Source organism: Halolamina sediminis, from assembly GCF_001282785.1.
In the GTDB taxonomy this organism is placed as follows: domain Archaea; phylum Halobacteriota; class Halobacteria; order Halobacteriales; family Haloferacaceae; genus Halolamina; species Halolamina sediminis.
The window spans coordinates 531,118-556,642 of sequence record NZ_CVUA01000001.1 but is presented as its reverse complement, the minus strand read 5'-3'; the positions used below and the strand labels follow the sequence as shown (position 1 = coordinate 556,642).

Below are 25,525 nucleotides of genomic sequence, written 5' to 3'. Positions count from 1 at the left end.
GGGTGGTGGACCGAACGGACAAAAAGCCGCGCCGCGGTCAGTCGAAGCCGCTGACGAGCGTCACCGCCCACTGCGCCGGGTCTGGATCCCGGCGGAGTTCGACCCGCTCGACCCACTTCACCCACTGGAACCCCCGGCGTTCGGGCGCGACCAGCCGCGCGGGCCCACCGTGACCGTGGGCGAGCCGGGAGCCGTCGATCGCCGTCGAGAGCAGCGCCTCCCGGGCCTCCGCGACAGGGAGGCTCCAGCGGTAGCCCGTGACGCTGACGAACCGAACCCAACGCGCTTCCTCACTCCCGGCGTCGACGCCGGCCTCGTCGAGCAGGTCGCCGACGCGGACGCCCTGCCACTCTTGGATCGTGTACCAGCCGCTGGTGCAGTCGAGCGTCGCCCGCTGCTCGTCGCCGGCGGTGGCGAGCAGGTCGTCGTACGCCATCTCGATCCCGTCGCCGTCGAGTCCCGCGATCGAGAGCGTCCACTCGGAGCGGTCGATCGGGTCGGGGTCGTCGGCGACCCACGAAGTGACGGGAAACGACCCGCCATCGGTCTCGGTGTCGTACAGCTCCCCGGTGGGTTTCGAGCCGGTCTCACGGACCGTCACCCCCCTGACGGCAGTGACGGCTTCGCTGAGGCGCCACGCGATCGTGCCGGCGACGAGCAGGCCGCCGATCCGGAGCGCACTCCGCCGGGAGGCGTCGGTTCTGGCGGGGAGCCGCAGCCGTGCGCGGAGGTGGACGAGCAGGATCGGGATCGCGAGCAGCCCCAGTCCGACGTGGGCGTTGAGCGTGGTCCACGGGCCGATCGTGACGTTTCCGCCAACTCCCCAGAAGGTGCCGGAGACGAGCGCTGCGACGGCGACGACGCCGAGCAGGATCGATATCGGCGTCGCGCGGTCCCACCGTCGGCGATCGAGCACGCGCCGGGCGACGCGGGCGAACTTGAAGACGAGCAGGCCGGCGAGCGTGGTGCCGACGGTCCCGTGGAGGTCGACCAGAAGCGCCGGCGGGAGCCAGCCGGTCCACGCGAGCAGCCCCGTCGCGACGACGCCCGTGACGGCGACGAGGATTCCCCAGTCCACCGCTCGCGGCGGCGGGGCGAGGCGGCGCAGGCGGCTGGAGCCGCGCATAATCGTGGGTTGGACTCCCATGGGCAAGAGTGCATCGCGGGTGGCGACTGACATCGTGGGACGTTGGCGGCTCGCGTCGCCGCCACCCCGACAGCCAAGTGCCGCAGCGACGATGGGCGAACGTGCCAGCAGCCATCGTCACCGGCTCGTCGAGGGGTATCGGTCGCGGCGTCGCCGAGCGCTACGCCGCCGACGGCTACGACATCGCGGTGAACTACCACACAAGCGAGGAGGCGGCCGAGGAGACCGCCGAGCGCGTCCGGGCGGCGGGCCAGGAGGCGATCGTCGTCGGCGCGGACGTGTCCGACCCCGAGCAAGCGGAGCGACTGGTCGAAGAGGCCGCCGCGGCGTTCGACGGCGTCGATCACGTGGTCAACAACGCCGGGATCGACCAGCACGTGTTCACCGAGGAGCTGTCTCCCGACGACTTCGACCGCGTGATGGACGTGAACGTCAACAGCGCGTTCAACGTCACGAAGGCCGCGCTGCCGTACCTCCGGGAGTCGGGAGACGGCACGTCGGTGGTGAACATCTCCTCGATCCTCGCGTTCACGGGCGCGCCGATCGAGGTGCACTACGCCGCCTCGAAGGGCGCGCTCCTCTCACTGACGAAGAGCCACGCGCGGGATTTCGCGCCGGAGATCCGGGTGAACGCGGTCGCGCCGGGTCACATCGAGACGGACATGGTCAGTGATCGGACGGAGGCGGAGATGGAGGAGGAGATCGCGGAGATCCCGGTCGGGCGGATCGGGCAGGTCGAGGACATCGCGAATGGGTGTGCGTACCTGCGTGATGCGGGGTTCGTGACTGGGGAGACGCTGCACGTTAATGGGGGCGAGTTGATGCGGTGAGCGAGGGCGGGGCAACTCCGTGAGCGAGCCTCGCGAGCGAACGGAGGCAAACCGACCTCGAGACGCGAGCCGGGAACGGAGTGACCGGCGAGCGTGGGTATTGGGGTAAGTTACAGTTCGTACGAGGGTTTCGTCCGACTGCCAGCTTTCTGATCAGCAACACCTAGAAAGCCCCTGCCCGCTCGGCGGCTGCGACTCGCTGCGCTCCTCGCTTCGCTGCGGTGCTTGCGTCTTCTCGCTCGCCGAGCGAGAAGCCCCTTTCAGTCCCTCTGCGAGACGCTTCGCGTCTCGCTGATCCCCCGTTCGCTTCGCTCACGGGGACGCTCGCCAGCACAGCCCACGAACCTCCCCAGCCGACTCACTCGCTCACTCCGTTCGCTCGTTCGTCCTCCGAGAGAGCAAGCTCTCTCGTGCCCTCGCTCGGTTCACTCGCGAGGACCTCGCGCTCGGCTCGCGCACGGAGGCGCGAGCGCTTCGCGCCACCGCACAGCAACCGCAGTACCGCAGTGGTCAGTTCCCCTGAACCGCCGCCTCGATCCCGTCCAGTCCCTTCTCCAACTGCTCCATCGAGTTCGCGAAGGAGAGCCGGAGCTTCCCCTCCCCGGCCTCGCCGAACCCGTCGCCGGGGGCGAGCACCACGTCCTGCTCCCAGAGCAGCCGCTTGGCGATGTCGAGGCTGCTCCCGGGCAGGTCCACGTCGAGGAACGCGTAGAACGCGCCGTCGGGCGCCGGCGCCGACACGCCGTCGATCGACTCGATGCGGTCGGCGACGTACTCCCGGCGTTCCGCGAACGCCTCGTACATCGCTTCGACGGGCTCCTGCGGCCCGGTGAGCGCGGCGATGGCGGCGTGCTGGGCGACCGAGCCCGCGCAGGCGGTCGTGCTCTCGTGGATCTTGTTGACCTCGTCGATCACGTCCTGCGGCCCGCCGAGCCAGCCGACCCGCCAGCCCGTCATCGCGTACGTCTTCGAGCAGGAGCCGACCGTGAGCACGTGCTCCGGGTGGTCCGTCAGCGCGGCGAGGCCGGCGGGATCGCGGTCGTAGGTGAGTCCGAGGTACACCTCGTCGGCGATCACGTAGGCGTCGTGCTCGGCTGCGGCGTCGACGACCGCACGCATCTCGTCTGGGTCGTACAGCTGTCCCGTGGGGTTGGCGGGCGAGCAGAGCACGATGGCGCCCGTCTCCGGGCCCATCTGCTCGATCACGCGCTCGGCGTCGAGGGCGTACCCCGTCTCCTCGGGCATCGGGATCTCGACCGGCACGCCGTCGGCGAGTCGGGCCTGCGTCCAGTAGTTCGGCCACGACGGCGAGGGGATCAACAGCTCCTCGCCCGGGCCGAGCACCGACAGCACCGCGAGGTGGAGCGCCTCCATCCCGCCGTTGGTGACGACGAACTGCTCGGGGTCGTAGCGCACGTCGTACTCCCGGTCGAGCGTCTCCGAGATGGCCTCTCGGAGCGCCGGCAGGCCGGCGTTGGAGGTGTAGTGCGTCTCACCGGCGCGGGCCGCCTCGGCGGCGGCGTCGACGATGTGCTCGGGCGTATCGAAGTCCGGCTCGCCGACTTCGAGGCGGACGAGGTCGCGGTCGGCCGCCTCCGCGAGGTCGAACATCACGCGGATCTTCGAGCGCTCGCAGGCACGAACGCGCTCCGTGGGCGTGGGCATACGCCGATGTTGGGCGCCGAGCCCAAGGTCCTTCCCCTCGCGGCGATCAGGCCACGAGCAGGACGAGGGCGAGCGCGACCACGAACGCGCCGATCGCGAGGCCGACGAGCGACGTGCCCGCCATCCGGCGGAGCGTGCCTGCCGGCGAGCGGTCCGAAACCACCAACGGGTCGACGCCGCCAGCCTCCGTCACACGACCGACGACAGTCACGTCCTCGCCGGGCGCCGCGCGCGCCTCGACGTACCGCCGCGTGCCGAGCGAGAGCGCCTCCAGCAGCGGCCCGACCCCGAACGGCCGCGCGTGCCACACCGTCGTCAACGGGATCGCGTCCGTGCGTCGCTGGAAGCGTTCGATACGTTCGGGCGGCGTCCCGTCGGGGGCGACGGTCGCGACGCAGTTCTCTCGGAGCGTGACCGTCCGCGTGGGCTCGGTCACGTCGACGACCGACTCCGGGGTTCGCAGGCGGAACGGCACCGAGCCGGCTCGCTCGTGGATGGTCACGGACCACGGGAGCAGGAACAGGCTGAGCCGGCGCTCCTCGACGGTGTAACGCAGCACCAACGACTCGCTGCCGGAGAAGGGGGCGGTCAGCGTGTCGTCATCGCCCGGTTCGGCCGTACCCGAGAGGCGGACGAGCGAGCCCGAAGCGACGCCCGAGAGCGAGTCGACCGTCGACGCCCGAACGACCGCACTCGCCCGCCAGACGTACCGTGCGCTCGCGAGGAGGACGACCGCGCCGGCGAGGAGCATCGCGGCACCGAACGGATCGGCGCCGGAGAGTCCGAGGACCATGTGGTCGGCTCCGCCCGGGCGGAAGAAGGAACTGGTGGTCTACTCGGTCAGCGGCGCGGGCGGGCCGCCGGGGAGCTCGTCGCGGCCGTGGGGCTCGGTAAAGTCGATATCCGGGCCGACCGCGACGATCCGTGTGGGGTTGAGGTCGCCGTGGCTGACGTAGTAGTGCCGGGTGATGTGGTCCATGTTGACTGTCTCCTCGATTCCCGGGGTCTGGTAGAGATCCTTCGTGTACCCCCAGAGGTTCGGGTACTCGTGGATCGCCCGGCGGTTGCACTTGAAGTGGGTGTGGTAGACGTGGTCGAACCGGACCAGCGTCGCGAACATTGCCACGTCCGCGAGCGTCAGGCGCTCGCCGTCGCCGGCGAGGTATCGCTGGTCGGCGAGCACGCCCTCCCAGTGGTCGAGCGCGTCGAACAGGTCGTCGACCGCGTCCTCGTAGGCGTCCTGCGTCCCCGCGAAGCCGGCCCGGTAGACGCCGTTGTTGATCGGCTCGTAGATCGCGTCGACGATCTCGTCGATCTCGCCGCGCAGGTCCTCGGGGTACAGCGAGAACTCGTTGCCGTCGAACGCGGTGTCGAGCATCCGCATGATCTCGCTCGACTCGTTGTTGACGATGGTCTCCTCCTGCTTGTCCCACAGCACGGGCACCGTCACCCGGCCCGTGTACTCGGGGTCGGCGTCGGTGTACACCTCGCGGAGGTACTCGGAGTCGTGGAAGGGGTCGGGGTGTTCCTCGGAGAACTCCCACCCCTCGTCGTAGCGCTCGGGCTGGACCAGCGAGATGGAGATGTCGTCCTCCAGCCCCCGGAGCTGCCGGGTCATCGCCGCGCGGTGAGCCCACGGGCAGGCTCGACAGATGTAGAGGTGATACCGGCCGGACTCCGGCGCGAACGCCGATGAGTTCGGCGCCTCGCCAGCCGCGGCGACGCCCCCGTCGAGCCAGCTCCGGAAGCTGCTCTCGCTCCGGTCGAACTCCCCCTCCTCGTTGGTGGATTCGTAGGCGTCGATCCGCCACTCGCCGTCGACGAGCATGTTCATGGACGAACGGAGGGGAGGGAGCCGGATAAGCCGAGCGCCGCCGGCGGACACCCCGGCGACGGCCGCCCCACACCCCCGACGCCAACAGTATTGTCGGTGGCGACGCAACGCGGGGTCGTGCGTTCACGCCGCGCCCTGCTGGCGACCCTGCTCGTCGCTGCCGTACTGGCCGCCACCGCGGCGGCTGGAGCGTCGACGGCAGCGCAGCCCCCGCCGTCGGAACAGTTGGTCTCGCCCGACGGGAGCGAGAGCTACGTCTGGCCGTACACGAGCCGGAGTCGGTCGGCGGACGGGCGGACGCTCGCGCTCAACGTCGTCGTCCTCGGCGAGCCCAACCGCGTGCGCCGGGCGTTCGTCGGGCGCTCTGACGCCGACTGGGGGCCCGTCGGCGGGAACGCGACCGTCGACGTGTCGCCGTGGCGGCCCGCCCACGGCTCGGTTCGGTACTCCTACGTCGGCGCCGACCGCGAGGAGAGCGGCGAGTGGGTCGCGCCCGCCTACCAGTTGGCGGTCGGGGAGTACTTCGGCCAGCGAACCCACATTCGCGCCTACCCCAGCGCGTCGGGGAACTGGACCGCGCTGCAGGCCCACACGGAGTACTGGGACTGGTTCCGACTGCGCCACACGGTCACCGGTATCGCCCCGGGCGCGGCGTTCGTCGAGCGTGATCTCGCGGACGAGCCGTTCGTCGACGGCGTCGAACGTCGAACGCACGGACAGCCCGGCGGCGGCAGCGACGGCTCGTGGCTCGCCGTCGAGTTCACGGCGGCGACGCTGCTCGGCGCCGCGGTGCCGCTGACGACCCGCAGACTCTCACGCCGTGAGCTCGCGATCCCGGTCGCGCTTCTCGGGGTCGTCCTCGGCGTCCGCGCGTGGGGGCTGGCCGCCGAGGCGGTCGCCCCCGGCGTGAACCCGAAGCTGTACGTCGCGGTCGGCTACCCCGTTCTCGTCGTCGGCACGCCCGCCGCGACCGTCGTTCTCTCCCACGAGCGGCCGGCGCTCCGGGCCGCGCTGCTCGCGTTCACCGGGCTCGCGCTCGCGACGCTGCTCGATCTCGCGCTCGTCGGCGTCGAGCCAATCCCGGGCCGGATCGTTCGCCACCGCCTCGCACTCTCGACCGCGCTCGCCGTCGTTGCGTTCGGCGGCGCCCGCGAGGACCGACGCGTCCTCGCCGTCGGCGTCGGTGCGTGGCTCGTCGGGCTGGCGGCACCGCTCTTCGGCGTCGTCTGATCCTCGAAACGGGCGTTGCAGGTGTCGAAACGGCGCCTTGCCGGCCGTCGGGCTACCGGAGCAGCGTCCCGACGACCGCCCGCGCGACCGTCGGCGCGTCCGGGCCGAGGACGTAGGTGATCGCCTCCACACCGTGAGCGCCGGTCTGGTAGAGCACGAACGGGTCGTCGGCGTCGATGTCGGCCGCCGCGATCGCCGCCTCCACGGCGTCCTCGCCCGCGCCGGGGTCGAACTCGACGGTCCGGTAGCCCGCGTCCGTGAACGCCGCGAGGATCTCCTCGTCGTAGGCGACGTTGACCGCGGCGTTGGCGTCGGCGCCGCCGGCGCGGGCCGAAAGGAGCACCCCGGCGACGTGCTCGCTGACGCCGAACTCCGGGTCGCCCGGCACCGTCGCGGCGCCTTTCACGTCGACGACGCGGCCCGGCACCGCGGCCACATCTTCGATTCCCGTGGGGTCGGGCAGGCTCTCGGCGAGGTTCGCGCCGACGTTGGGGATCAGCCCCGCAAAGCCCGAGGCGTTTGTGAGCACCCTGAGCCCGCGCCGGACGGAGGCGAGGACTTGCTCGCTCGTCCGCAGCGCCGAGTCGGCGTCGTGGACCGCGAACGTCGCGTCGGCCTCGGCGAGGTCGGGGACGGCCTCCTCGTGGAGGCGCGCGAGCAGGTCGCCGTCTTCCAGTTCCCGGATCAGCACTTCGGTCTCGACCAGCGCGCCGACGCGGCTGAGCGTCCCGTCGGCCAGCCCCTCCGCGACGCGGTTGGCGAGCGCGCGCACTCGCTCGTCACCCTCGACGTCGGGGTGGACGTCGACCTCGCCGTGGGCGTACTTCGACACCGCCGACTGGCTCACGCCCAACAGGTCTGCGACCTCGGCCTGCGTCAGTCCGCGGTCCCGGAGCCGCTCGGCCAGCATCGCCCGGAAGGTGGGGAGGAACGCGTCGACGACGACCTCCTCGACGAACTTCATTCACCCTCACCCGAGAACTCCGGATCGACGCCGATCCGGGACGCCTGCGGGCCGGACTGGTCCTGGTACTTCGAGTCGCGCTCGACGCCGTACGGGCGGTCCGCAGCCGAGGAGAGTTCGGTAAAGATGAGCTGTGAGACGCGCATCCCCGGCGAGAGCGCGACCGGCGCGGTGCCGAGATTCGAGAGTTCGAGCGTGATCTGCCCACGGTAGCCCGGGTCGACGATCCCCGCTGTCGCGTGGATCACGACCGCGAGCCGGCCCAGCGAGGAGCGCCCCTGCACGGTGGCGATCAGGTCGTCGGGGATGTCCACGCGCTCCTTGGTCGTGCCGAGCACGAAATCCCCCGGATGCAGGATGAACTCCTCGCCCTCGGGAACCGTGGTTTCCCGGACGTAGTCGCCCACCTCCTGCTCGCGGTTGGGGTGGATACAGGAGATGTTGGTACGCTGGAACTCTAGGAACTCCTCGCCGAGGCGGAGATCGAGGCTGGCCGGCTGCAGTTGGGTGTCGAGATCGTCGACCGGGTCGACGACGAGGTCGCCCTCCTCCATCCGGCGCAGGATGTCGCGGTCCGAGAGGATCATACCCGAGGGAGAGAGCCGCGGGGGCCTAAACGCCCCGGTCCGCCGAGAGTTGAAAAGGGAGAGCGCGACCAGTCACGCCATGGTCTGAGAGCCACCCCGGAGCGGCGAGGGGGAGCGCAGCGCACCGCTTCGGGAGCCGTGAGCCCGCCTGTTCGCGATCCCGTGGCGTCGGCCCGGGAGGGTCGGCCACCACTGTGGGGCTGGAGTGGTGGCAGATAGCGACGGCCAGCGGCGAGGCCGCCGGACTCCCGAAGCGCTTACCCCCGCGCCGCGGGAGGGTCGGGTATGAAGCAGGCGATCGTCGCGCGGACCGACCTCGGGATGGGGACCGGCAAGCTGGCCGCACAGGTGGCACACGCCTCGCTCTCGGCGTACGAGGACGCCGACAGCCGCACCCGGACGGCGTGGAAAGGCGAGGGCCAGAAGAAAGTCGTCCTGAAAGGTAGCGGCGAGGACCAGCTGTTCGAGCTGGCCGACCGCGCCGAGCGGGAGGGGCTCCCCAACGCGGTCGTCCGGGACGCCGGCCACACCCAGCTCGATCCCGGTACGGCGACGACGGTCGCGATCGGCCCCGGGGAGGACGAGGTGGTCGACCGCGTGACGGGCGATCTCTCGCTCTACTGATCGTCCCGTCACAGCACCCGAACCGGCGTCAGTTCTCGGACCGCCCTCGGATCCCCCGTTTCGTCGGCGGCGTTTTCGAACTCGGGACGAACAGCGTTAACCCCCGAGGCGGGGTACTCTCGGGCGATGCGTGAAGCCCACCCCCGCGAGCGGACCGTCGGCGTCGACTGGTACGTCAGCGACGCCGACGGCGTCGGCGGCCGCCTACGGGACCGCCCCGAGGAGTTCCGGGTCCGGGAGCTGGAGGCGTTCGACACCGAGCCCGTCGCCGGCGGCGCCGACGACTACCCCTACCTCGTGCTCCGGGCGACGCTGTCCGGGTGGGACACCAACGACTTCGCCGGGCGGCTCTCCGACGCGATGGAAGCCTCCCGCGAACGCGTCGACTGGGCGGGCACGAAGGACAAACACGCCGTCACGACCCAGCTGTTCTCGGTGTACGACGCCGAGCCCGAGGCGCTGGCCGAGATCCGCGACGCCGAGATCGAGGTCGTCGGCCGCGCCGGGCGACACCTCTCCTACGGCGACCTCGCGGGCAACGCCTTCGAGATCACGGTCCGAGAGCCCACCCAGCCCGAGAACGCCGCGGCGATCACCGACCAGCTGCGGGCGTTCGCGGGCGATTCGGACGGCGATCGGATCGGCGTTCCCAACGTCTTCGGGCACCAGCGGTTCGGCAGCCGCCGTCCCGTCACCCACGAAGTCGGGCTCGCGATCGTCCGCGGGGAGTGGCGCGACGCGGTGCTTTCGTACGCGGGCAACCCCTCCGACACCGAGCCCGGCGACACCCGGGCGGCCCGGGCGTTCGTCGACGAGCAGGCCGCGAGCGAGGACCCCGACTGGGGCGCCTGCCTTGACCGGATGCCCCGGAAGCTGGGGTACGAGCGGTCGATGCTCCACCGGCTACAGGAGCGGGACGCCGGTGGCGCCGACGGCGGGGAGCCGGACGACTGGCGGCACGCGCTCGAAGCCGTCCCGTCGAACCTCCAGCGGCTGTTCGTCAACGCCGCCCAGTCGTACGCGTTCAACCGAATCCTGAGCGAACGACTCAATCGCGGGCTGGCGTTCCATGCGCCCATCGAGGGCGACGTGTGCTGTTTCGCCGACAACGCGATCGACGCGATCCGGAAGCCCGATCCCGATCGACTCCAGCGTGCGACCGCCGAGCGCGTCGACGTGCTCACCCGTCACTGCGAGCGCGGGCGGGCGTTCGTGACCGCGCCCCTGATCGGGACCGAAACCGAGTTCGCCGACGGCGAGCCCGGCGAGATCGAGCGCGAGGTGTTCGACGAGCTCGGGCTGGCACCGTCGATGTTCGACCTCCCGGGGAACTTCGAGTCCACAGGGACGCGGCGGGCGATCCTCGTCGACACGGAGATGACCGTCGAGCGCGACCCGCTGACGTTCGAGTTCGCGCTCCCCTCCGGAAGCTACGCGACGGCGGTGCTGCGGGAGTACCTGAAAACCGATCCCACGGAGCTGTAGGCGCGATCAGGCGTCGGTCGGCGTCGATCCCCGTTCCTCGCCGAGCAGCCACCCCGCGAGCAGCAGCGGCGCGCCGAGGAGCAACGCGGCGCTGACGGCCGGCAAGCCGAGCAGAATCCCGGGCACGAGTAGCCCGACCTGTGCGAAGTAGAGCACCGGCGACGCGACCCAGCCGAGCGCAGCGCCCGCGAGCGCGACGGTCAGCGCCGAGCGAGTTTGCCCCGCAGCGAGGCTGGCGCCGGCAGGGAGCAGGGCAAGCGTCGGTCCGGCGACCGTCAGCGCGAACCCGAGCCCGTCCCACGCGGTAGCGCCGGGCGGCGTCGGCTCGAACGCCCACGCGGCGAACGTCCAGCCCGTCGTTCCCGGCGCGGCGGTGCCGGCGACGACGCCGACGGCGGCACCGGCCCCCAGCGCGCGGATCGCGAGCCGTTTCGGCGAGCCGTCGCCGACGAGCGACGGCCGTACGAGCCCGACGGCGACGACCGCGAACGCGGCAGCGGGGCCGAACAACAGCGGTTCGGCGCCGCCGAGGATCGGACTGCCTAGCACCGAAGCCAGCAGCGGTTGGAGCGTGAGAGCTGCTGCCGTCGCGGCGAGGAGGCCAGCGACCCCGCGCCGCCAGCGGTCGTCCGGCTCGGGGAAGCTCCCGGCGAGGAGCACGAACAGCCCCCCGGTCACGAGCGCGTGAACGAACAGTGCCGGGAGGACGACGATGGCGGCGTTCGCGGCGACGACGGGGAGCAACACCGCAGCGAGACCGACGAAGCTCGGGAGGTAGCTCGCGTGACCGACGATGCCGGTCTGTGGTTCGAACGTCGCCAGCCCGGTGTGGCGTTCGGCCAGCGTGAACGAACTCCCGCCCAGCCCGTCGACGGTGTCGGTGCCCGGTAGCGTGTGCGTGATGTCGAGGAACGAGTGAACCGTCAGCCTGTCGACGCCGAGGCCGTCGTAGTTCGCTCCCTGCAGGTCGGCGCGGAACTTCGTGACGACCATGGCGCCGCCGACGGTGTCGCGGGCGAACTCGGGGTCGCTGAACCGGTAGTACCGGACGTGCTCGGCGTCCGGGAACGTCGGCCCCCCGCCGCTGGTGCGGTCGAATCCGGGTCCGGGGGTGGCCGCGACGAGCTGTTCACCGGCTGTTTCGGCCGCGAGCCGGCGATGCAGGCTGTCGTTCTCCGCCAGTTCCGCGGCGTCGGGGCCATCGAGGACCAGCCCGACACGCCACGTCGTGTTCCCGCTCTCGGCGAGCGTGACGACCGCCGCGCTCCGGGCGACAGTCACGTCGAGGCCGGCGTCGGCAGCGGCGCGTTCGTACGCCGGCGCGCAGTTCGTACAGACCGGTTCGGGCGGCGGCGCCGCGATCGCGGGCGCGGCGAGCGTGACCGTCGCCGAGACGGCGAGCAGCAGGACGAGCGCGTGGAGGGCACGTCGGGGCACGGGGAGTTGTTCAGCGAGAGAGCTGTTGAACGTTGCCCCGGGCACAAACGCTTCGCTTTTCCGGGCTAACCGTCACGTTCCAGCATGGACTGTCGGCGGTGTGGCACCGAACTCGATCGGCCGGGCGACTACTGTCTGGCCTGCGACACCGCCAACTGCGACGCCGTCGTCGTCGCGTTCGAACGCGAGCGCGCGACGCTCACCTTCCTCCGCGACCCGCCCGAGCACGCCGACGACGAGGAGCCCGAGATCGTCGGCGAGACGACGATCACGACCGTTCCCGAGGAGGACCCCGAGGCGCGCGTGGTCGAACTCCGGAACTTCGCCGGGAAGGTCGCCGACGAGATCCGGCGCAAGCGCCCCGAGGAGGTGTACGCCGCCGGCGCGCGCGAGCCGCTGCGGGAGTGTCGCGCCCAGCTCCACCACCGGTTCTACCGCGTGCCCGACGACGACCCCGTCGAGCGGGTGCGGAGCCAGCGCGGCGAGCGGAGCCTCGAAGTGGTCGACACGCCGCCGACCGAGAAGCTCGGCGGCTCGCACTCGACGTTGATCGGCGGCCGGGACGGCCGGGACGTGGTGAACACCGTCGCCGCCCACCCGAACGTGAAGAAGCTCATCCCGGGGCCGATCGAGGCCGGCGGTGGCGGCAGCCGCGGCGGCGTCCGGGCGAAGGCGACCCGCGCCGGCGAGAGCGGCAACGTCCGCCTGCTGATCCGGGACGGCTCCAGCGTGCAGGAGAACCGCGTCGTGACGACAGCGATGGACCGCGAGACCGGCGAGCGCGTCCGGGCGGCGCTCAACGAGGCGCTGGTCGAGGCGGGGTATCAGGACGACTGACGGGGGCGGCGCGACTCGCAGGGTTTTTGTGCGTACTGCGGCTACTCCCGTGCACTATGGCTGAGAACAAGTCCCGGTCCGCCGGCAGCGCCGGTCGCTTCGGTGCGCGCTACGGGCGGGTCTCCCGGCGACGCGTCTCGGAGATCGAGGACGCGATGGAGAACGCCACCGTCGACGGCGACTCCGTCAAACGCATCGGCACCGGCATCTGGAAGAACGAGGAGACGGGCGAGACGTTCACCGGCGGCGCCTACCGCCCGGAGACGCCCGGCGGTCGCTCGGTCCAGCGCTCCATTCGCGCGGCACTCTCCGAAGAGAGCGAATAGATGAGCTACAAGTGCTCCCGCTGTAAGCGCGACGTCGAACTCGACGAGTACGGCGGCGTGCGCTGTCCCTACTGTGGTCACCGCGTCCTGCTGAAGGAGCGCGGCGGCGACGTGAAGGAAGTCGACGTGAAGTGACGGCACACACGGCGACGCTCTCCGTCTCCTACGGCTCTCCCGACCGCGCCAGACGCGTCGCCGCCAGTCTCGACCCCGAGGTCGGGGGCGTCGACGACGACCGCGCCACCGCGCGCGTGGCACGGGAGGAGAACACCGTCGAGGTGACCGTCGAAGCGGCAGATCTGACCGCGCTCCGGGCCGGCACGACGAGCTGGAGTCGGCTACTGACGGTCGCGGAGCGGGTAACCCAGTCCGGAGCCCAACGGTTTTAGCCTCTGCACAGCAACTATAGGGGTGTGATACCCCCGATCGCCAGCAACTTCGTCGCGGGTGAGAGCCCGGCGGCCGCACTCGACCACACCGCGCGGGCGAACGACGACGGCGTGAACGTTATCCTGAACCTTCTCGGCGAACACTACGCGGAGCCGGAAAACGCCGCCGCGGACACGAAAGCCTACCGGGCGCTGGTGCGCGACATCGCCGACAGCGACGTCGACGCCTGCATCTCGGTGAAACCCTCACAGCTGGGCATCGACATCAGCGACGGCGTGTTCACGTCGAACTTCCGCTCGATCGTCGAGGCCGCACAGGACGCCGGCGTGTTCGTCTGGTGTGACATGGAGGACGCCGACACGACCGACGTGACGCTCGACGCCTTCGAGGAGCTCGCCCGGGAGTTCGACGGCGGCGTCGGGCAGTGTGTGCAGTCGAACCTCCGGCGGACGAGCGACGACCTCGAACGGCTGGCCGACGTCCCCGGGAAGATCCGACTGGTCAAGGGCGCCTACGACGAGCCCGGGTCGATCGCCTACACCGAGAAGTCCGACGTGAACGAACACTACCGCGAGGACCTAGAGACGCTGTTCTCGGCGTACGAGGGCGATATCGCCGTCGGGAGTCACGACCCGGCGATGATCGACTACGCCCGCGACCTCCGCGAGGAGTACGGCCGCGAGTTCGAGGTCCAGATGCTGATGGGGGTCCGCGGCGACGCCCAACGCGAGCTCGCCGCCGAGGGCGAGGAGGTCTGGCAGTACGCGCCCTACGGCGACAAGTGGCTCTCGTACTTCTACCGGCGGCTGCGCGAGCGCAAGGAGAACGCGCTGTTCGCGCTGCGGGCAATCGTGAGCGGATAGCCGCGTGACGCAATCGTGAGCGGGTAGCGGTACCGATTTACTTCTCGGGGCGACACGTTCGAGTGAATGACCCGGTGGAAGCGCGACTTCGCCAGCGGCCTGATCGTCGTCCTCCCGGTCCTGGTGCTGCTGTTGGTGCTCCGGTGGCTGATCGGCCACCTGCTCGGCCTGCCGCTGAACGTCCCCCCGGATCGCATCCCGGTGGGGCTACTGCCGCGGCCGATCAGCGTCGAGGCGGCGGCGATGGCGCTCGAACTGGGGCTGACCCTCGGGCTGTTCCTCTCTGTCACGCTAGCGGCCGGCTACCTGATGCGCACCCAGATGGGCCGAATCGCCGAGGGGCTGTTCGACGACGTGGTGAACCGCGTCCCCGGGGTTCGCGTACTGTACAACGCCTCGAAGCTGGCGGTCGAGACCGCCGTCTCGGGCGCGAGCGATCTCCAGCAGCCCGTGAAACTGGAGCCCTGGGACGGAATGCGGATGACCGCGTTCAAAACCGGGCAGACGACCGCCGACGGCCGGGACGTGCTGTTCCTCCCGACGGCGCCGAACATCACCACCGGGTTCGTCGTCGAGGTCGAGCCGGACGACTACGAGGAGACCGACGAGAGCGTCGAGGAGGCGCTGACCCGCGTGCTCTCTGCGGGGTTCGGCGAGTCGAGCGAGGCCGAGACCGCGCTGGGCGAGATCGGCGCCGAGGACGCGGACGGCGACCGATCCCGGCCCTGACCGCGTGTCGGCACCGCGGGGGGGCTCAGAACGGGATGCGTGGTTCGAGCCGTTCGACGAACCGCCGGATACGGTCTTGGTTGTAGTAGCCGAGCAGCGACAGCGAGATCACCACGCCGATCAGCACCGCGCCCGAGAGGAACTGTCCGTCCGCCAGTTCGCCGCCGGCGTACACCGTGATGACGTAGGCTGGCAGGCGGCCGACGGCGATGACCGCCATGAACGTTCTGAGGCGCCAGGTCGTGAGCCCGCTCAGAAAGCAGATCGCGTCGTCGGGGAGACCGGGGATGAGGACGAACACGATGAGCCCCGGGATCCCGACCCGCTCGACGAACCCGTCGAACCGTGTGAGGATGTCCTCGTGGAGCGCGCTCTCGACGAACGGGCGGCCGTACCGCTTTGCGAGGCTGAACGCGATCGCGCTCCCGATCAGTACGCCGACGAGGCTGTACACGGTCCCGGCGACCGCGCCGAAGAGGTAGCCGGCGACGAGGGCCACGATCTGTCCGGGGATGGGGGCGACGACGACCTGGGTCGCCTGCACGAGCACGAACACGAGCGGGGCGAACACGCCGAACTGGTCGATCCAGATCCGCAGCGCCTCCGTGTCGAAGACGAACGGTGCGTAGCGCTGCAACGCGACGTAGAGGGCGACGAACCCGGCCCCGAGGAGGACGGTCGCGAGGACCACTCGCCAACGGGCTTCCCGTGACGAGAAGAATTTCATAGAGTTCGATTGTCGGTACGCGTTCTTGAATCTTCTTTCTCGTGTCACAGGCTCTCACTCCTCGGCCGCGACGACTGTCGCCCACGGAGCCGGGGAAGCGCCGAGTCGGCACCGTCGACCCACAGCCTACAAGCGACGCCCGCCCGAGCACCGCGTATGCGCCTCGCCGACGCCACCTGGACCGACGTTCGCGACGCCGACGCCGAGCTCGCCGTGCTCCCGGTCGGCTCGACCGAGGGCCACGGCCCGCACGCGCCGCTGGGCACCGACGCGTTCACCGCCGAAACTGTCGCCGAGGCCGGCGCCGACGCCTACGAGGCAGAAACCGGCGAGACCGTGCTCGTGGCGCCGACGGTGCCGGTCGGGATCAGCGAGGAGCACCGCGCGTTCGACGGGACGCTCTGGGTGTCGCCGGACACGTTCCGCGCGTACGTCCGCGAGATCGTCGAGAGCCTCGCCGCCAGCGACGGCCCGGACGCGGTCGTGCTAGTCAACGGCCACGGCGGGAACGTCGACGCGCTGCGGGAGGTCGCCGCGCGGCTCACCCGGGACGAGGTGGCCCGTGTGGCCCCGTTCACCTGGTTCGAGGCGGTTGGCGAGCACAGCAGCGACATGGGCCACGCCGGGCCGCTGGAGACCGCGTTCCTCCGACACGACCGTCCCGAACTCGTCCACGAGGACCGTATCGACGAGGCCCGCGAGGGCGGGAGCGAGCGCTGGGGCGACTGGGTGTCGGGGGTGAATCTCGCGGTCGACAGCGACGAGTTCAGCGAGAACGGCGTCGTCGGCGATCCGGGTGAGGGCGACGCCGAACGCGGGGCAGAGCTCGCAGAGCTGGCGGCGGCGGCGCTGGTCGACCTGCTCGACGCGGTTCGGGAGCGGGCGTAGCTACTCGTCGTCTTCCTCGTCCCCGGCAGCGTCCTGGAGTTCGGAACGCAGTTCCGGGAGCGCGCCCGCGAGCTCGCTGGCGTCCTCGTGGGCGTCCTCGATCTCCTCGATCAGCGCCTCGAGGTCGTCGATCGCCGCCTCCAGATCGTCGGCGTCCTCGAACGCGTCGGCGCGCTCGCCCATCACGTACTGCTTCTTCGCCGCCCGGAGGTGCTCGGCGGCGTCGGCGGTGTCCAGCGCGGACTTGAGGCCGTTGAGCACGCCCAGCACGTTGTCTGCGTCGACCTCCCAGACTGCGTCGGCGGCAGGGAGCGACTCGCGGGCCTCGACGAGGTGGCTCTCGACCTCGCCGCGCATCTCCTCGGCCGCCTCGCCGAACAGGTCGTCCTCGTCGAACGTGGTCTGACTCATGCGGGTAGTTTGCACACCGGGCTGGTAAAAAGGTCGCCACGGAGTGGAACTGAAACAGCGGGAGATATCGGGTCAGAACGCGGTTCAGCCGGGTCCGGACGACCAGTTTCACCGCGCCGCCCGGCCGTCGATCGCGACAGCCGTCTCAGTCCTCGACCGCGACCAGTTTCATCCGTGGGTAGCCGTCTTCCATCGCCATCCGCGTGCGGACCGCCGTTCCCTCGTAGTTGATCCGCATCTCGACTTCCATCAGGCTGCCCGTGAGCTCGGCGTACCCCTCGTCGTGGTCGATCGCGTCGGCGACGCGGTCGTCGAGGATCTCGACGACGACGGAGTTGCAGTGGGGCTGGTTCTCGATCGCTTCCTCGATGGCGGTTTCGAGGCTGTGGCTGCTGTCCGGCGAGACGGGGGTGCCAGCGAACTGGTGGTAGAGCGAGCCGAACTTGATGCCGGCCTCGAAGCAGGCCTGCTGGGCGTCGGTGGGTGTGTCGGTCATGCTCGAGGCTGGGCGGCGGCCCGGCAAAGCGGTACCGGAGCCGACCCGCCGAACCGTTCCGTATTTACCCCCGCTATCCACATATCCACCCGAATGGACGACCCGGTGCTGCTGACGGGTGCCGGCGGCCGCGTGGGACAGGCGATCCTCTCGCGGCTCGCCGACGAGTACGACTGGCGGCTACTCGATCGAGAACCGGTCCCCGAGGACCGGCGCCACGGCGTCCCCGAGTCGGCGTCGATCGTTGCGGACGTGACCGACGAGCACGCCGTCGCCGACGCCGTCGCGGGCTGTGGCGCGGTGATCCACCTCGCGGGCGACCCCCGGCCGGACGCGCCGTGGGACTCGGTGCTCGCGAACAACATCGACGGCGCCCAGACCGTGTTCTCGGCGGCCGTCGACGCCGGCGTCGAGAAGCTCGCCTTCGCCTCCTCCAACCACGCCGTCGGCGCCTACGAGACCGACGAGCGCACGCCTGAGATGTACCGCCGCGACGACGAGTACCGACTCGACGGGACGGAGCTCCCGCGGCCGTCGAACCTCTACGGCGTCTCGAAAGCCAGCGGCGAGACGCTCGGGCGCTACTACCACGACCACGCCGATCTGGACGTGGTCTGTGTCCGGATCGGCAACCTCACCGAGGGTCACCCCCCGCGGGAGTACGAGCGCGGGCAGGCGATGTGGCTCTCCCACCGCGACTGCGCCCGCCTGTTCCGGCGCTGTCTGGAGGCCGACTACGGCTACGAGATCGTCTACGGCATCTCGGATAACGATCGCAAGTACTACTCCCTCGAACGCGCGAAGGCGGTGCTCGGCTACGAGCCCGTGGACAACTCCGCGGCGTACACGTTCGACGGCGAACCCCGGGAAGACGAAGGGTCAGAGGAGTAGATTTCCCACCAACAAGCTTCGAGACGTATGCCTCTGAGCGGGAGCTATCTGTATCCCGCTCTGCGTAGTCATACACACAGTGTTGGTGGGTCGTCGCCATCTGTCGGTTCTCCTGTTGCTTGATCTCGGAGATCCCTATTCTTTGGGATTAAATGATAGAAAGAGTGTCATAGATCTGCACCTCACTCGTTGAATCGATAAGTACAGACGAACACTATAACATACAAATTCTCCCCCAATACTCATAAGTTAGTGCGTCATACACAGACTCGTTCATTAGTGGTATACATATGATACATTCTTCTGACAGAGTCAGCTTATTACCCGAAACGATTCTTTTTCCCTTTCAGATGATTCCTTCTTTTTCGATGATAGAGATTATGCTGGTCGTTGTCGGGCTAGCATTTTTCCTCCTTCTGCTAGAGGTGTTCACTCTCGGCTATGCATTTATTAAAAGGTTGAAAGATATACGAAGAAATAGTGTTGACTCTCGCGTAGAAGAACTAATCCAAGACCGATTAAGAGAGGAACCAGGAGACTGGGAATCTTTTATAAATAAACTTTCCCCACGCGAACAAGCTTCTGCACGTAGGATCGTTCGTAGCCTACTGTATGAGGCAACGGACTGTGATGCCGTACATCTACGGCGACTTGCCATTGACCTTGGGTTGGAGGAAACAGCGGCGAACCAAATTGAAGAGGGTGACCGTATCAGCCGACTCAATGGGTTGACATCCCTAACCCTACTTCGCTCTCCGCCATCGGTCGATATGCTCTGCCCCCAATGCCAAGAAGATTCTCTTCTTCGAGGAGCAGCCGCGCAAGCTTTGATGAGTGTACATACTGAAACCGCTTATCGCGATGCTCTCGGGTTTTTATTCGATGAATCTGGGGAGGAACTTGCGGTGATAGGAATGGGGGTGATTTACGAAGTTGGGCAGCGAGCACCAAACCTCCTCGTTGCAGAAATTGCAAAGATGACTGACCGCCTAAGTCAAACGGAACTTGTTCAAATCCTATATGTAATCAGCGAACTTGACGAATTGGGGGTTGTTATTGGCGCACCGCCTCCGTGGTTGGAAATGGCGATAGAGGAGAAGAACGCGCAAGTTCGTGAGGCTGCTGTGATGGCACTCCGGAGTTTCGAACCTGAAACCTCTAATCAGGTCTTAGATAGTCTTTTGATGGCAGTAGAAGATGAAAATAAGCGTGTTCGACTAGCTGCAGCAAGAACGATTTGCGACTGGGGGGGTGAATTTGAGCTTACACGTCTTGAAGTTCGGCTCAATAATGAACCAAGTGAACGCGTTCGGCAAGCAATCATTGATACTTTGCTTTATCACAACCACCGACCTCAAAGGTCCCTCTCAGTAGAGGCCAAGAGATCCTGGGTTTGGAAAAAAGAACTAAATCGAATTCCTGCGAGCAATGAATTGAGCACGACAGAGACAGATTGATGATAATACAGATAATGATGGAAAGCAACCCTATTATCTTGATTACGAGTTCCTCCGTTGATTTTGTGCCCCTCGTACAACTTTTTTTCGAGGAAGCACTTGCTGGGATGATTCAGATGTTCGGCTGGTTTGCGATCTTACTTTATATATTAATCAATGTGCTGTACCTCACCATTCATACGGTCGCACTCCCAAAATTACAGACGGAGTTCCGTCTTGCTGAATGGGATCCACCGTACGAGACGTTGAATTCTCCATTTTTGCCGGGAGTTGCAGTTATTATTCCCGCATATAATGAAGAGCAAGTCATCGTTGACTCCGTTCGATCGTCGATCAACCTTGAGTACCAAGACAATGAGACGATCGTAATTAACGATGGGTCCGACGATGCCACGCTTGATGTATTGATTGAAACCTTTGATTTACGATCTGTCGCTGCTCCGTGTCCAATCGACTTCCCTACTGAACCAGTGAAACAGGTGTACCGATCGTCAGCGCATCCAAGTCTCTACGTTATCGACAAAGAAAATGGTGGTCGTAGTGATGCAGTCAACGCCGGAGTTTGGTTTACTGAGCAGGAACTCTTCTGTACTATCGACGCAGATACAATTCTTGACCGTTCCGGACTCAATGAGGTAGTCAAGCCCTTTATTCGTGAGAAGAAATCGGTTATCGCAGCCGGCGGAACGGTTCGTGTGGCGAATGGTAATCGAGTTGAAGATGGCGACATATCTACCCCAGAATTTCCCAATAAATATCTACCAGGAATTCAAGTACTTGAGTATCTCCGGGCCTTTTACTCGGGTCGAGCGGGCCTCGATTCGCTAGGATTGTTGATTATTCTCTCCGGTGCATTTGGAGTTTTTCGGACCGATATAGTTCAAGATATAGGTGGGTATCGAACGGACACACTTACAGAGGACCTAGATTTAGTTATCCGTTTGCATAAACATATGATTGATGCAGGTGAAGAGTACACAATTTCTTTCGTTCCTGCTCCAGTTGCTTGGACAGAGGTTCCAGAACGGTGGTCGGTGCTTATGGCTCAGCGACGTCGCTGGTACAACGGGCTAATCGAGAACTTGATTACTCACCGCCAGATGTTATTCAATCCACGATACGGTCGAATCGGGATGTTCGCACTCCCGTATTTCCTTATCGCGGAAGTCATCGGCCCACTGGTAGAGTCGGTAGGCTATCTCGTGTTACCAATTGCTGTCGTTCTTGGCTTGTTCAAACCTGCCCCGTTCGTCCTATTCTTTTTGGTTACCAGCGGGTTCGGGATATTCCTGTCTTGGTACGCGACCTACGCAGAAGTGTGGACGTTCCGAAGATATCGAAAAGTCACCCAAATAGCTCAGCTGATGGCTCTTGGCGTTCTCGAGAATATTGGTTATCGACAAATACGCACCTTGATAAAGTTCACAGGAATTCCGAAGTTCATCCGCGGTAACACTGAGTGGGGAGAGATGACCCGTAAAGGGTTCGACGATTGATCTATCCGCTTCCTTGTTCCCAGTACTAGTCCATTAATCGATGGGAGCCATCCTTGTTCGCGAAGATAGATTGTCGATAGATTCGCAATCCCACTTACCGGCTGATTCGACACAGTTTTTTTAACCATACTGATTCAGTAGTACTAGCACACCGATATTTCACTGTGTATGACTTCACGCGAAAGTACTACTGGCTTAAGCGCACCAAAGAGGTGCTCGGCTACGAGCCCGTGGACAACTCCGCGGAGTTCACGTTCGAAAGGGAGCCGAAGGACGACACCGAGTAGCTACGCGTCCTCGACGGCCGCGATCACGGCCTCGTAGTCGGGTTCGTTCGTCGGATCGTCGGCGACCCAGGAGTACGTCACCGTCCCCCCGTCGTCGAGCACGAACACCGCGCGGTTCGCGATGTCGAACAGGCCGAGATCGGGGATGTCCATCTCCAGCCCGTACGCCCGGATCGCCTCGCCGGCCATGTCGCTCACGAGGTCGAACTCGATGCCGTGCTCCTCCCGGAACGCCCCCTGAGAGAACGGCGAGTCGGCGCTAACCCCGAACACCGTCGCCCCGGCGGCCTCGAACTCGCCGAGGCGTTCCTGCAGCGCGACCATCTCGTTGGTGCAGGGCGGCGTGAACGCGCCGGGGAAAAAGGCGAGCACGACCGGCCCGTCGCCGAGGTGGTCGTCGAGGTCGAAATCCTCGTGGTCGCTCGTGCCGTTCGTCGCTGAGAACACTGGTGCGGAGTCGCCGGGAGAAACCATACCGAACAGTACGGCCCGCCGGCAGTTAAACGCGGGCACGAACATGAGCGGGAACGAACATCTATGTCCGCGGGGGGCTACTCCCAGCCGTGTCCAGACTCGAACGCGTCCGGATCTACCCCGTGAAGGGGCTCGACGCCACGGAACTCGAATCCTGCGAGGTTCTCGACGGTGGCACGCTCGCGGGCGACCGGGAGTTCGCGCTGTTCGACGCTGCTGTCGCATCCGAGAGCGACGACGTCGACGGCAACCCCCACGACAACGGCGTGTTCAACGCCAAGCACAGCGACCGGTTCCACGAGCTCGACACCGCGTACGACCCCAGAACGACGACGCTGACCGTCGAGACCGCCGACGGCGAGCGTCGCGAGTTCGACCTCGACGACGAGCGCGCGGCGGCCGGGGCGTGGTTCTCCGAGTTCTTCGACGCCGATCTCACCCTCCGGCGCGACGCGTCGCGGGGGTTCGTCGACCGTCGGGAGATGGGGCCGTCGGTGATCAGCACCGCGACGCTTTCGGCCGTCGCCTCGTGGTTCGACGACCTGCGCGTCGAGGGCGCGCGCCGGCGCCTGCGTGCGAACCTCGAAGTCTCCGGCGTGCCGGCGTTCTGGGAGGACCGCTTCGTCGGCGACGACGCCCCGGCGTTCGAGGTCGGCGGCGTCCGGATCGAGGGGGTGACCCCCTGTGCCCGCTGTGTCGTGCCCGAACGCGACCCCGAGACGGGCGAGCCGACGCCGGCGTTCCGGCAGCGGTTCCTCGAGAAGCGCGAGAAGACGTTCCCGGAGTGGGCCGACGAGGCGGCGTTCGACCACTTCTACACGCTGATGCTGATCGGGCAAGTGCCCGAAAGAGATCGCGGAGCGACGCTCCGCGTCGGCGACGCCGTGGAAGTCGTCGACTAGAACAGCCCCGAGACGTCGTCCTCCTTCCGGCGCTCTCGCTGGACCATCGACGAGAGCCGTTCGAAGACGATGGATCGCTGACTCGCGTCGGCGTCCGCGTAGTCCCGAACGAACGTCGCGTAGCGCGTGCTCTCCGGCTGATCGCTCTCGCGGGCGTACCGGACGGCGTCGACCACGACCTCGGGATCGTCGCCGATACCGGTCGCGACGGCGACGGCGACCAGCGCGGCCGCCGAGAGGGGTAGCTCCCCGGGCGTGGGCTGCTCCCCGCCGATAGAGAGAAGCGGCGGCGGCGACCGCTCGGCGAGCGCTGGATCGGCGCGGAACGCTGCCAGCCAGCGCTCGACCGGCGTGAGATCGACGCCAGTGGGGTCGTCGCGTGGGTCGGCGGCGGCGAGTTCTGAGTCGGCCTCTTCGGCCGCAGCGAGGGCGACGGTCCACCCCCCGCGGCGCGCGTCGAGGACGGCCGTCGCGAACGCCGCGAGCCCCGTCCGGAGCGAATCGTCGGGGCCGGTCTCGGGAGCCATCGGGGTCTCGCCCGCCCAGATGGCCCGGGCGATGTCGTACTCGCCGACGTTGTGGGCGGCGACGCCGGCACGCAGCGCGTCGGCCGCCGTCGCCGGCGTCTCGTCAGTCACTGTTCTGCCTCCGCCAGCGCCTCGTCGTCGATGTACACGACGACCTCACGGCCCATCGTCCGGAGGTGGTGCTGACGGCGCTCGTACCCGTCGCCGAGCGCGGCGTCGACCGTGTCGTCGTGGTCGACGTGGGCGATCACGACCGCGGGCTGGCTCGCCTCGATCTGTGACTCGAGTTCGGTCTCGTTGTACGCACACTGCTGGGTCACGTCGTCGGCGGCGATGTACCAGTGGAGCGGGAGTGCGTGCCCGAGGTTGAGACACTCCGGGGCCATCCCGCCGCCAGTGCCGGGTTCGACGACCAGCTCCTCGCCGTAGACCAGGAGGTCGGTCCCATCGTGTGTAGGCGCGATCGCGCCGATGTCGTCGAACGTCTCTCGGAACTCCTGTTGGGGCTGGGCGTACTGGACGAGCTCGTTGTCGTCGGCGGTGGGGTTGACGTACGACGCCGAGGCGGCCGGGACGAGCATCGCCCCGGTGACGAGCAGCAGCAGCGCCACGGTCAGCACGGTGCCGACGCGGTCCTCCGCGGCGAGTGACTGCCAGCCCCAGCGGACCACCAGCCCCAGCGCGACGGCGGCCGGGATCACCAGCGGGACGATCGCGTTCACCATGATCCAGCCGGCGCGGATGTCCGTCGCCAGCGGGTAGCCGAGGATGCTGACGAACCCCCAGTAGCCCGCGAACATCACCAGCGAGCGCGGGCGGTCGCCGGCGTAGCGCGCGACGACGAACCCCAGCGCCGCGAACGGCACGACGACTAGCGCGTAGTTCGCGAGCACCGAGGCCGTGTGTTCGAGGAAGCAGACGTAGCCGCCGATGATCGTCTCCTCGCCGCATTTCGGTTCGACGCTCCCGCCGAACCAGTACTCCAGTCCGGGGCGGATATCGCCCCACGTCGCGTCGAGGAGTGCGGGGAAGCGGAGGGGGTTGAACACGGCGTCCCAGAGGCCGACGCCCGAGCCGACGGTTCGTGGGGCGTAGAAGAACAGCGAGACGAGGAAGAACAGCCCGAGACTCCCCAACAGCGCGCCGCCCCACCGGATGGCGTGCCCGTCCGGACGGACGACGTCGACGAGCATCGTCAGCGAGACCAGCAGCACCAGCGCCGCCACGACGGCGGTCGCGGGCCAGCCCGACAGCGCGGCGTAGCCCATCACGAGCAGCGTGAGCGCCGTGAGGACCGTCCAGACGGCGGCATCGGTCGAGCGCTCCGGGTCACGCAGCGCGTCGGCGTAGGGCGCCACCCGGGCAGCGACGGCCTCGATCCCCGAGTCGTAGTGCCGGGGGTGCATCAGCGAGAAGTCGAGCAGGAGCGCGCCCGCGCCGACCCAGCACATCAGGTACACCAGCGCGTTCTCCTTGGCCGCGAAGCCGAGCGCGCCGAACGCGAAGGCGGGGTAGAGCAGCCGCGGCCGGGCGTCGTCCACCGCGCGGAGGCCGAAGCCGAACGCGACGAACATGAACGCCGCGACCAGCAGCGAACTGCGGTAGAACCGTGAGTAGTAGAGCACGATCGGGTTGAACGCGAGCAGGACGGCGACGATCACCGTCTCCGTGTCGCGCAGGCGCTGGCGGAACAGCAGGGCAGAGAGCGGGAGCAGCGCACCGACGACGGCGACGAACAGCCGCATCGAGAAGTCGGTGGGACCGAGGACGGCGAACACCCGCGCGTCGGCATACTGTGCGAGCGGGCCGTGGACGATGTACCGGTAGCTGATCTCGCCCGTCTCGAGGTAGTGCAGGGCCCAGTACGCCACGCGTCCCTCGTCGAAGTGGGCGACGCGCTGGCCGAGGAAGAGGAGACGGGCGACCAGCCCGGCGGCGACCACGACGAGCACGGCACGGACCGTATCGTCGGTCCGGCGGAGGGCGTCGGGGAGCGAGGAACGATCCATCGGTCAGCGAGT

General features: G+C 67.5%; 29 protein-coding genes. 16 read left to right on the top strand and 13 right to left on the bottom strand.

The features are described from left to right. Positions 1-37: 37 nt before the first annotated feature. Entirely contained in the window at positions 38-1,126 is a 1,089-nt protein-coding gene (locus BN1959_RS02885; protein WP_053947213.1) for a molybdopterin-dependent oxidoreductase, read from the bottom strand. Between the two features lie 122 nt (positions 1,127-1,248). Between BN1959_RS02885 and BN1959_RS02880 the strand changes: the two genes are divergently transcribed. Further along, entirely contained in the window at positions 1,249-1,977 is a 729-nt protein-coding gene (locus BN1959_RS02880; protein WP_053947212.1) for a glucose 1-dehydrogenase, read from the top strand. A gap of 510 nt (positions 1,978-2,487) precedes the next feature. Here the strand turns inward: BN1959_RS02880 and BN1959_RS02875 are convergent. The 3 genes from BN1959_RS02875 to BN1959_RS02865 are packed head-to-tail and all read right to left on the bottom strand — an operon-like array spanning position 2,488 to position 5,476. Then, positions 2,488-3,642, bottom strand: coding sequence for a pyridoxal phosphate-dependent aminotransferase (locus BN1959_RS02875; protein WP_053947211.1), 1,155 nt, complete (start codon positions 3,640-3,642; stop codon positions 2,488-2,490). Positions 3,643-3,688: 46 nt separating this feature from the next. Then, positions 3,689-4,435: a hypothetical protein gene (locus BN1959_RS02870; protein WP_053947210.1), complete on the bottom strand. Its 747-nt coding sequence runs from the start codon at positions 4,433-4,435 to the stop codon at positions 3,689-3,691. Positions 4,436-4,474: 39 nt separating this feature from the next. Then, complete coding sequence (locus tag BN1959_RS02865) at positions 4,475-5,476, bottom strand: glutathione S-transferase family protein (protein WP_053947209.1); 1,002 nt, start codon at positions 5,474-5,476, stop codon at positions 4,475-4,477. Between the two features lie 117 nt (positions 5,477-5,593). Between BN1959_RS02865 and BN1959_RS02860 the strand changes: the two genes are divergently transcribed. Further along, the gene (locus tag BN1959_RS02860; protein WP_053947208.1) at positions 5,594-6,706 is read left to right on the top strand and encodes a hypothetical protein; all 1,113 of its coding nucleotides are present in this window, start codon (positions 5,594-5,596) and stop codon (positions 6,704-6,706) included. Between the two features lie 52 nt (positions 6,707-6,758). Here BN1959_RS02860 and BN1959_RS02855 read toward each other — a convergent pair whose 3' ends face one another. Both BN1959_RS02855 and dcd read right to left on the bottom strand, forming a co-directional pair. Then, positions 6,759-7,670 carry a thiamine-phosphate synthase family protein gene (locus BN1959_RS02855; protein WP_053947207.1) on the bottom strand — a complete coding sequence of 304 codons (912 nt, stop codon included), beginning with the start codon at positions 7,668-7,670 and terminating at the stop codon, positions 6,759-6,761. Next, entirely contained in the window at positions 7,667-8,257 is a 591-nt protein-coding gene (gene dcd / locus BN1959_RS02850; protein ID WP_053947206.1) for a dCTP deaminase, read from the bottom strand. Before dcd ends, BN1959_RS02855 begins: the two co-directional genes overlap by 4 nt. Positions 8,258-8,542: 285 nt before the next feature. Here dcd and pth2 point away from each other — a divergent pair, with 285 nt between their 5' ends. Next, the gene (gene pth2, locus BN1959_RS02845; RefSeq protein ID WP_053947205.1) at positions 8,543-8,881 is read left to right on the top strand and encodes a peptidyl-tRNA hydrolase Pth2; all 339 of its coding nucleotides are present in this window, start codon (positions 8,543-8,545) and stop codon (positions 8,879-8,881) included. A gap of 126 nt (positions 8,882-9,007) precedes the next feature. After that, the gene (gene truD / locus BN1959_RS02840; RefSeq protein WP_053947204.1) at positions 9,008-10,366 is read left to right on the top strand and encodes a tRNA pseudouridine(13) synthase TruD; all 1,359 of its coding nucleotides are present in this window, start codon (positions 9,008-9,010) and stop codon (positions 10,364-10,366) included. 6 nt (positions 10,367-10,372) lie between these two features. On the opposite strand, the gene BN1959_RS02835 is transcribed toward truD, so the two are convergent. Then, the gene (locus BN1959_RS02835) at positions 10,373-11,803 is read right to left on the bottom strand and encodes a hypothetical protein (protein ID WP_053947203.1); all 1,431 of its coding nucleotides are present in this window, start codon (positions 11,801-11,803) and stop codon (positions 10,373-10,375) included. A gap of 84 nt (positions 11,804-11,887) precedes the next feature. Here BN1959_RS02835 and BN1959_RS02830 point away from each other — a divergent pair, with 84 nt between their 5' ends. The 6 genes from BN1959_RS02830 to BN1959_RS02805 all read left to right on the top strand — a co-directional run bounded on the left by BN1959_RS02830 (position 11,888) and on the right by BN1959_RS02805 (position 14,948). Continuing rightward, positions 11,888-12,640 (top strand): DUF2103 domain-containing protein, encoded by a 753-nt coding sequence (locus tag BN1959_RS02830; RefSeq protein ID WP_053947202.1) that lies wholly within the window; start codon positions 11,888-11,890, stop codon positions 12,638-12,640. 56 nt (positions 12,641-12,696) lie between these two features. Then, the gene (locus tag BN1959_RS02825) at positions 12,697-12,966 is read left to right on the top strand and encodes a 50S ribosomal protein L37 (RefSeq protein WP_053947201.1); all 270 of its coding nucleotides are present in this window, start codon (positions 12,697-12,699) and stop codon (positions 12,964-12,966) included. Next, positions 12,967-13,101: a DNA-directed RNA polymerase subunit P gene (locus tag BN1959_RS02820; protein WP_049981803.1), complete on the top strand. Its 135-nt coding sequence runs from the start codon at positions 12,967-12,969 to the stop codon at positions 13,099-13,101. After that, entirely contained in the window at positions 13,098-13,355 is a 258-nt protein-coding gene (locus BN1959_RS02815) for a KEOPS complex subunit Pcc1 (RefSeq protein WP_053947200.1), read from the top strand. Before BN1959_RS02820 ends, BN1959_RS02815 begins: the two co-directional genes overlap by 4 nt. A 24-nt stretch (positions 13,356-13,379) precedes the next feature. Next, positions 13,380-14,219: a proline dehydrogenase family protein gene (locus BN1959_RS02810; RefSeq protein WP_053947199.1), complete on the top strand. Its 840-nt coding sequence runs from the start codon at positions 13,380-13,382 to the stop codon at positions 14,217-14,219. Positions 14,220-14,285: 66 nt separating this feature from the next. Further along, complete coding sequence (locus tag BN1959_RS02805) at positions 14,286-14,948, top strand: DUF502 domain-containing protein (protein WP_053947198.1); 663 nt, start codon at positions 14,286-14,288, stop codon at positions 14,946-14,948. Positions 14,949-14,973: 25 nt separating this feature from the next. Here BN1959_RS02805 and BN1959_RS02800 read toward each other — a convergent pair whose 3' ends face one another. Next, positions 14,974-15,675 (bottom strand): TVP38/TMEM64 family protein, encoded by a 702-nt coding sequence (locus BN1959_RS02800; protein ID WP_053947197.1) that lies wholly within the window; start codon positions 15,673-15,675, stop codon positions 14,974-14,976. Positions 15,676-15,831: 156 nt separating this feature from the next. Between BN1959_RS02800 and BN1959_RS02795 the strand changes: the two genes are divergently transcribed. Further along, positions 15,832-16,563: a creatininase family protein gene (locus tag BN1959_RS02795; RefSeq protein ID WP_053947196.1), complete on the top strand. Its 732-nt coding sequence runs from the start codon at positions 15,832-15,834 to the stop codon at positions 16,561-16,563. Here BN1959_RS02795 and BN1959_RS02790 read toward each other — a convergent pair whose 3' ends face one another. Further along, entirely contained in the window at positions 16,564-16,974 is a 411-nt protein-coding gene (locus BN1959_RS02790; RefSeq protein ID WP_053947195.1) for a DUF5790 family protein, read from the bottom strand. Between the two features lie 145 nt (positions 16,975-17,119). Then, the gene (locus BN1959_RS02785) at positions 17,120-17,470 is read right to left on the bottom strand and encodes a dihydroneopterin aldolase family protein (protein WP_053947194.1); all 351 of its coding nucleotides are present in this window, start codon (positions 17,468-17,470) and stop codon (positions 17,120-17,122) included. Between the two features lie 93 nt (positions 17,471-17,563). Here BN1959_RS02785 and azf point away from each other — a divergent pair, with 93 nt between their 5' ends. The 4 genes from azf to BN1959_RS15210 all read left to right on the top strand — a co-directional run bounded on the left by azf (position 17,564) and on the right by BN1959_RS15210 (position 21,601). After that, entirely contained in the window at positions 17,564-18,361 is a 798-nt protein-coding gene (gene azf / locus BN1959_RS02780; RefSeq protein WP_053947193.1) for an NAD-dependent glucose-6-phosphate dehydrogenase Azf, read from the top strand. Positions 18,362-18,729: 368 nt separating this feature from the next. Beyond that, positions 18,730-19,818, top strand: a complete 1,089-nt coding sequence (locus BN1959_RS14300; protein WP_161803739.1) for a HEAT repeat domain-containing protein — start codon at positions 18,730-18,732, stop codon at positions 19,816-19,818. A 14-nt stretch (positions 19,819-19,832) separates the two neighbouring features. Further along, entirely contained in the window at positions 19,833-21,314 is a 1,482-nt protein-coding gene (locus tag BN1959_RS02775; protein ID WP_202594634.1) for a glycosyltransferase family 2 protein, read from the top strand. A gap of 164 nt (positions 21,315-21,478) precedes the next feature. Next, positions 21,479-21,601: a hypothetical protein gene (locus BN1959_RS15210; RefSeq protein ID WP_394325235.1), complete on the top strand. Its 123-nt coding sequence runs from the start codon at positions 21,479-21,481 to the stop codon at positions 21,599-21,601. Here the strand turns inward: BN1959_RS15210 and BN1959_RS02770 are convergent, their stop codons facing one another. Beyond that, positions 21,602-22,075, bottom strand: a complete 474-nt coding sequence (locus BN1959_RS02770; RefSeq protein WP_053947192.1) for a redoxin domain-containing protein — start codon at positions 22,073-22,075, stop codon at positions 21,602-21,604. A gap of 89 nt (positions 22,076-22,164) precedes the next feature. Here BN1959_RS02770 and BN1959_RS02765 point away from each other — a divergent pair, with 89 nt between their 5' ends. Further along, positions 22,165-22,977: an MOSC domain-containing protein gene (locus BN1959_RS02765; RefSeq protein WP_053947191.1), complete on the top strand. Its 813-nt coding sequence runs from the start codon at positions 22,165-22,167 to the stop codon at positions 22,975-22,977. Here the strand turns inward: BN1959_RS02765 and BN1959_RS02760 are convergent. Together BN1959_RS02760 and BN1959_RS02755 are read right to left on the bottom strand one after the other, a co-directional pair. Beyond that, a complete protein-coding gene (locus BN1959_RS02760; protein ID WP_053947190.1) occupies positions 22,974-23,615 on the bottom strand; it encodes a hypothetical protein in 642 nt (213 codons plus the stop codon). The genes BN1959_RS02765 and BN1959_RS02760 overlap by 4 nt on opposite strands. Next, positions 23,612-25,513: a flippase activity-associated protein Agl23 gene (locus BN1959_RS02755; protein WP_053947189.1), complete on the bottom strand. Its 1,902-nt coding sequence runs from the start codon at positions 25,511-25,513 to the stop codon at positions 23,612-23,614. Before BN1959_RS02755 ends, BN1959_RS02760 begins: the two co-directional genes overlap by 4 nt. Between the last annotated feature and the right edge of the window lie 12 nt (positions 25,514-25,525).

Excerpts from the sequence above, each read along its gene's own strand:
- BN1959_RS02820 (WP_049981803.1), top strand. The coding sequence starts at position 12,967 with ATGAGCTACAAGTGCTCCCGCTGTAAGCGCGACGTCGAACTCGACGAG.
- BN1959_RS14300 (WP_161803739.1), top strand. The coding sequence starts at position 18,730 with ATGATAGAGATTATGCTGGTCGTTGTCGGGCTAGCATTTTTCCTCCTT.
- BN1959_RS02825 (WP_053947201.1), top strand. The coding sequence starts at position 12,697 with ATGGCTGAGAACAAGTCCCGGTCCGCCGGCAGCGCCGGTCGCTTCGGT.
- BN1959_RS02830 (WP_053947202.1), top strand. The coding sequence starts at position 11,888 with ATGGACTGTCGGCGGTGTGGCACCGAACTCGATCGGCCGGGCGACTAC.
- BN1959_RS02790 (WP_053947195.1), bottom strand. The coding sequence starts at position 16,974 with ATGAGTCAGACCACGTTCGACGAGGACGACCTGTTCGGCGAGGCGGCC.
- BN1959_RS02870 (WP_053947210.1), bottom strand. The coding sequence starts at position 4,435 with ATGGTCCTCGGACTCTCCGGCGCCGATCCGTTCGGTGCCGCGATGCTC.
- BN1959_RS02755 (WP_053947189.1), bottom strand. The coding sequence starts at position 25,513 with ATGGATCGTTCCTCGCTCCCCGACGCCCTCCGCCGGACCGACGATACG.
- dcd (WP_053947206.1), bottom strand. The coding sequence starts at position 8,257 with ATGATCCTCTCGGACCGCGACATCCTGCGCCGGATGGAGGAGGGCGAC.
- azf (WP_053947193.1), top strand. The coding sequence starts at position 17,564 with ATGGACGACCCGGTGCTGCTGACGGGTGCCGGCGGCCGCGTGGGACAG.
- truD (WP_053947204.1), top strand. The coding sequence starts at position 9,008 with ATGCGTGAAGCCCACCCCCGCGAGCGGACCGTCGGCGTCGACTGGTAC.
- BN1959_RS02885 (WP_053947213.1), bottom strand. The coding sequence starts at position 1,126 with ATGCGCGGCTCCAGCCGCCTGCGCCGCCTCGCCCCGCCGCCGCGAGCG.
- BN1959_RS02805 (WP_053947198.1), top strand. The coding sequence starts at position 14,286 with ATGACCCGGTGGAAGCGCGACTTCGCCAGCGGCCTGATCGTCGTCCTC.
- BN1959_RS02795 (WP_053947196.1), top strand. The coding sequence starts at position 15,832 with ATGCGCCTCGCCGACGCCACCTGGACCGACGTTCGCGACGCCGACGCC.
- BN1959_RS02865 (WP_053947209.1), bottom strand. The coding sequence starts at position 5,476 with ATGAACATGCTCGTCGACGGCGAGTGGCGGATCGACGCCTACGAATCC.
- BN1959_RS02785 (WP_053947194.1), bottom strand. The coding sequence starts at position 17,470 with ATGACCGACACACCCACCGACGCCCAGCAGGCCTGCTTCGAGGCCGGC.
- BN1959_RS02875 (WP_053947211.1), bottom strand. The coding sequence starts at position 3,642 with ATGCCCACGCCCACGGAGCGCGTTCGTGCCTGCGAGCGCTCGAAGATC.
- BN1959_RS02770 (WP_053947192.1), bottom strand. The coding sequence starts at position 22,075 with ATGGTTTCTCCCGGCGACTCCGCACCAGTGTTCTCAGCGACGAACGGC.
- BN1959_RS02800 (WP_053947197.1), bottom strand. The coding sequence starts at position 15,675 with ATGAAATTCTTCTCGTCACGGGAAGCCCGTTGGCGAGTGGTCCTCGCG.
- BN1959_RS02855 (WP_053947207.1), bottom strand. The coding sequence starts at position 7,670 with ATGAAGTTCGTCGAGGAGGTCGTCGTCGACGCGTTCCTCCCCACCTTC.
- pth2 (WP_053947205.1), top strand. The coding sequence starts at position 8,543 with ATGAAGCAGGCGATCGTCGCGCGGACCGACCTCGGGATGGGGACCGGC.
- BN1959_RS02775 (WP_202594634.1), top strand. The coding sequence starts at position 19,833 with ATGATGGAAAGCAACCCTATTATCTTGATTACGAGTTCCTCCGTTGAT.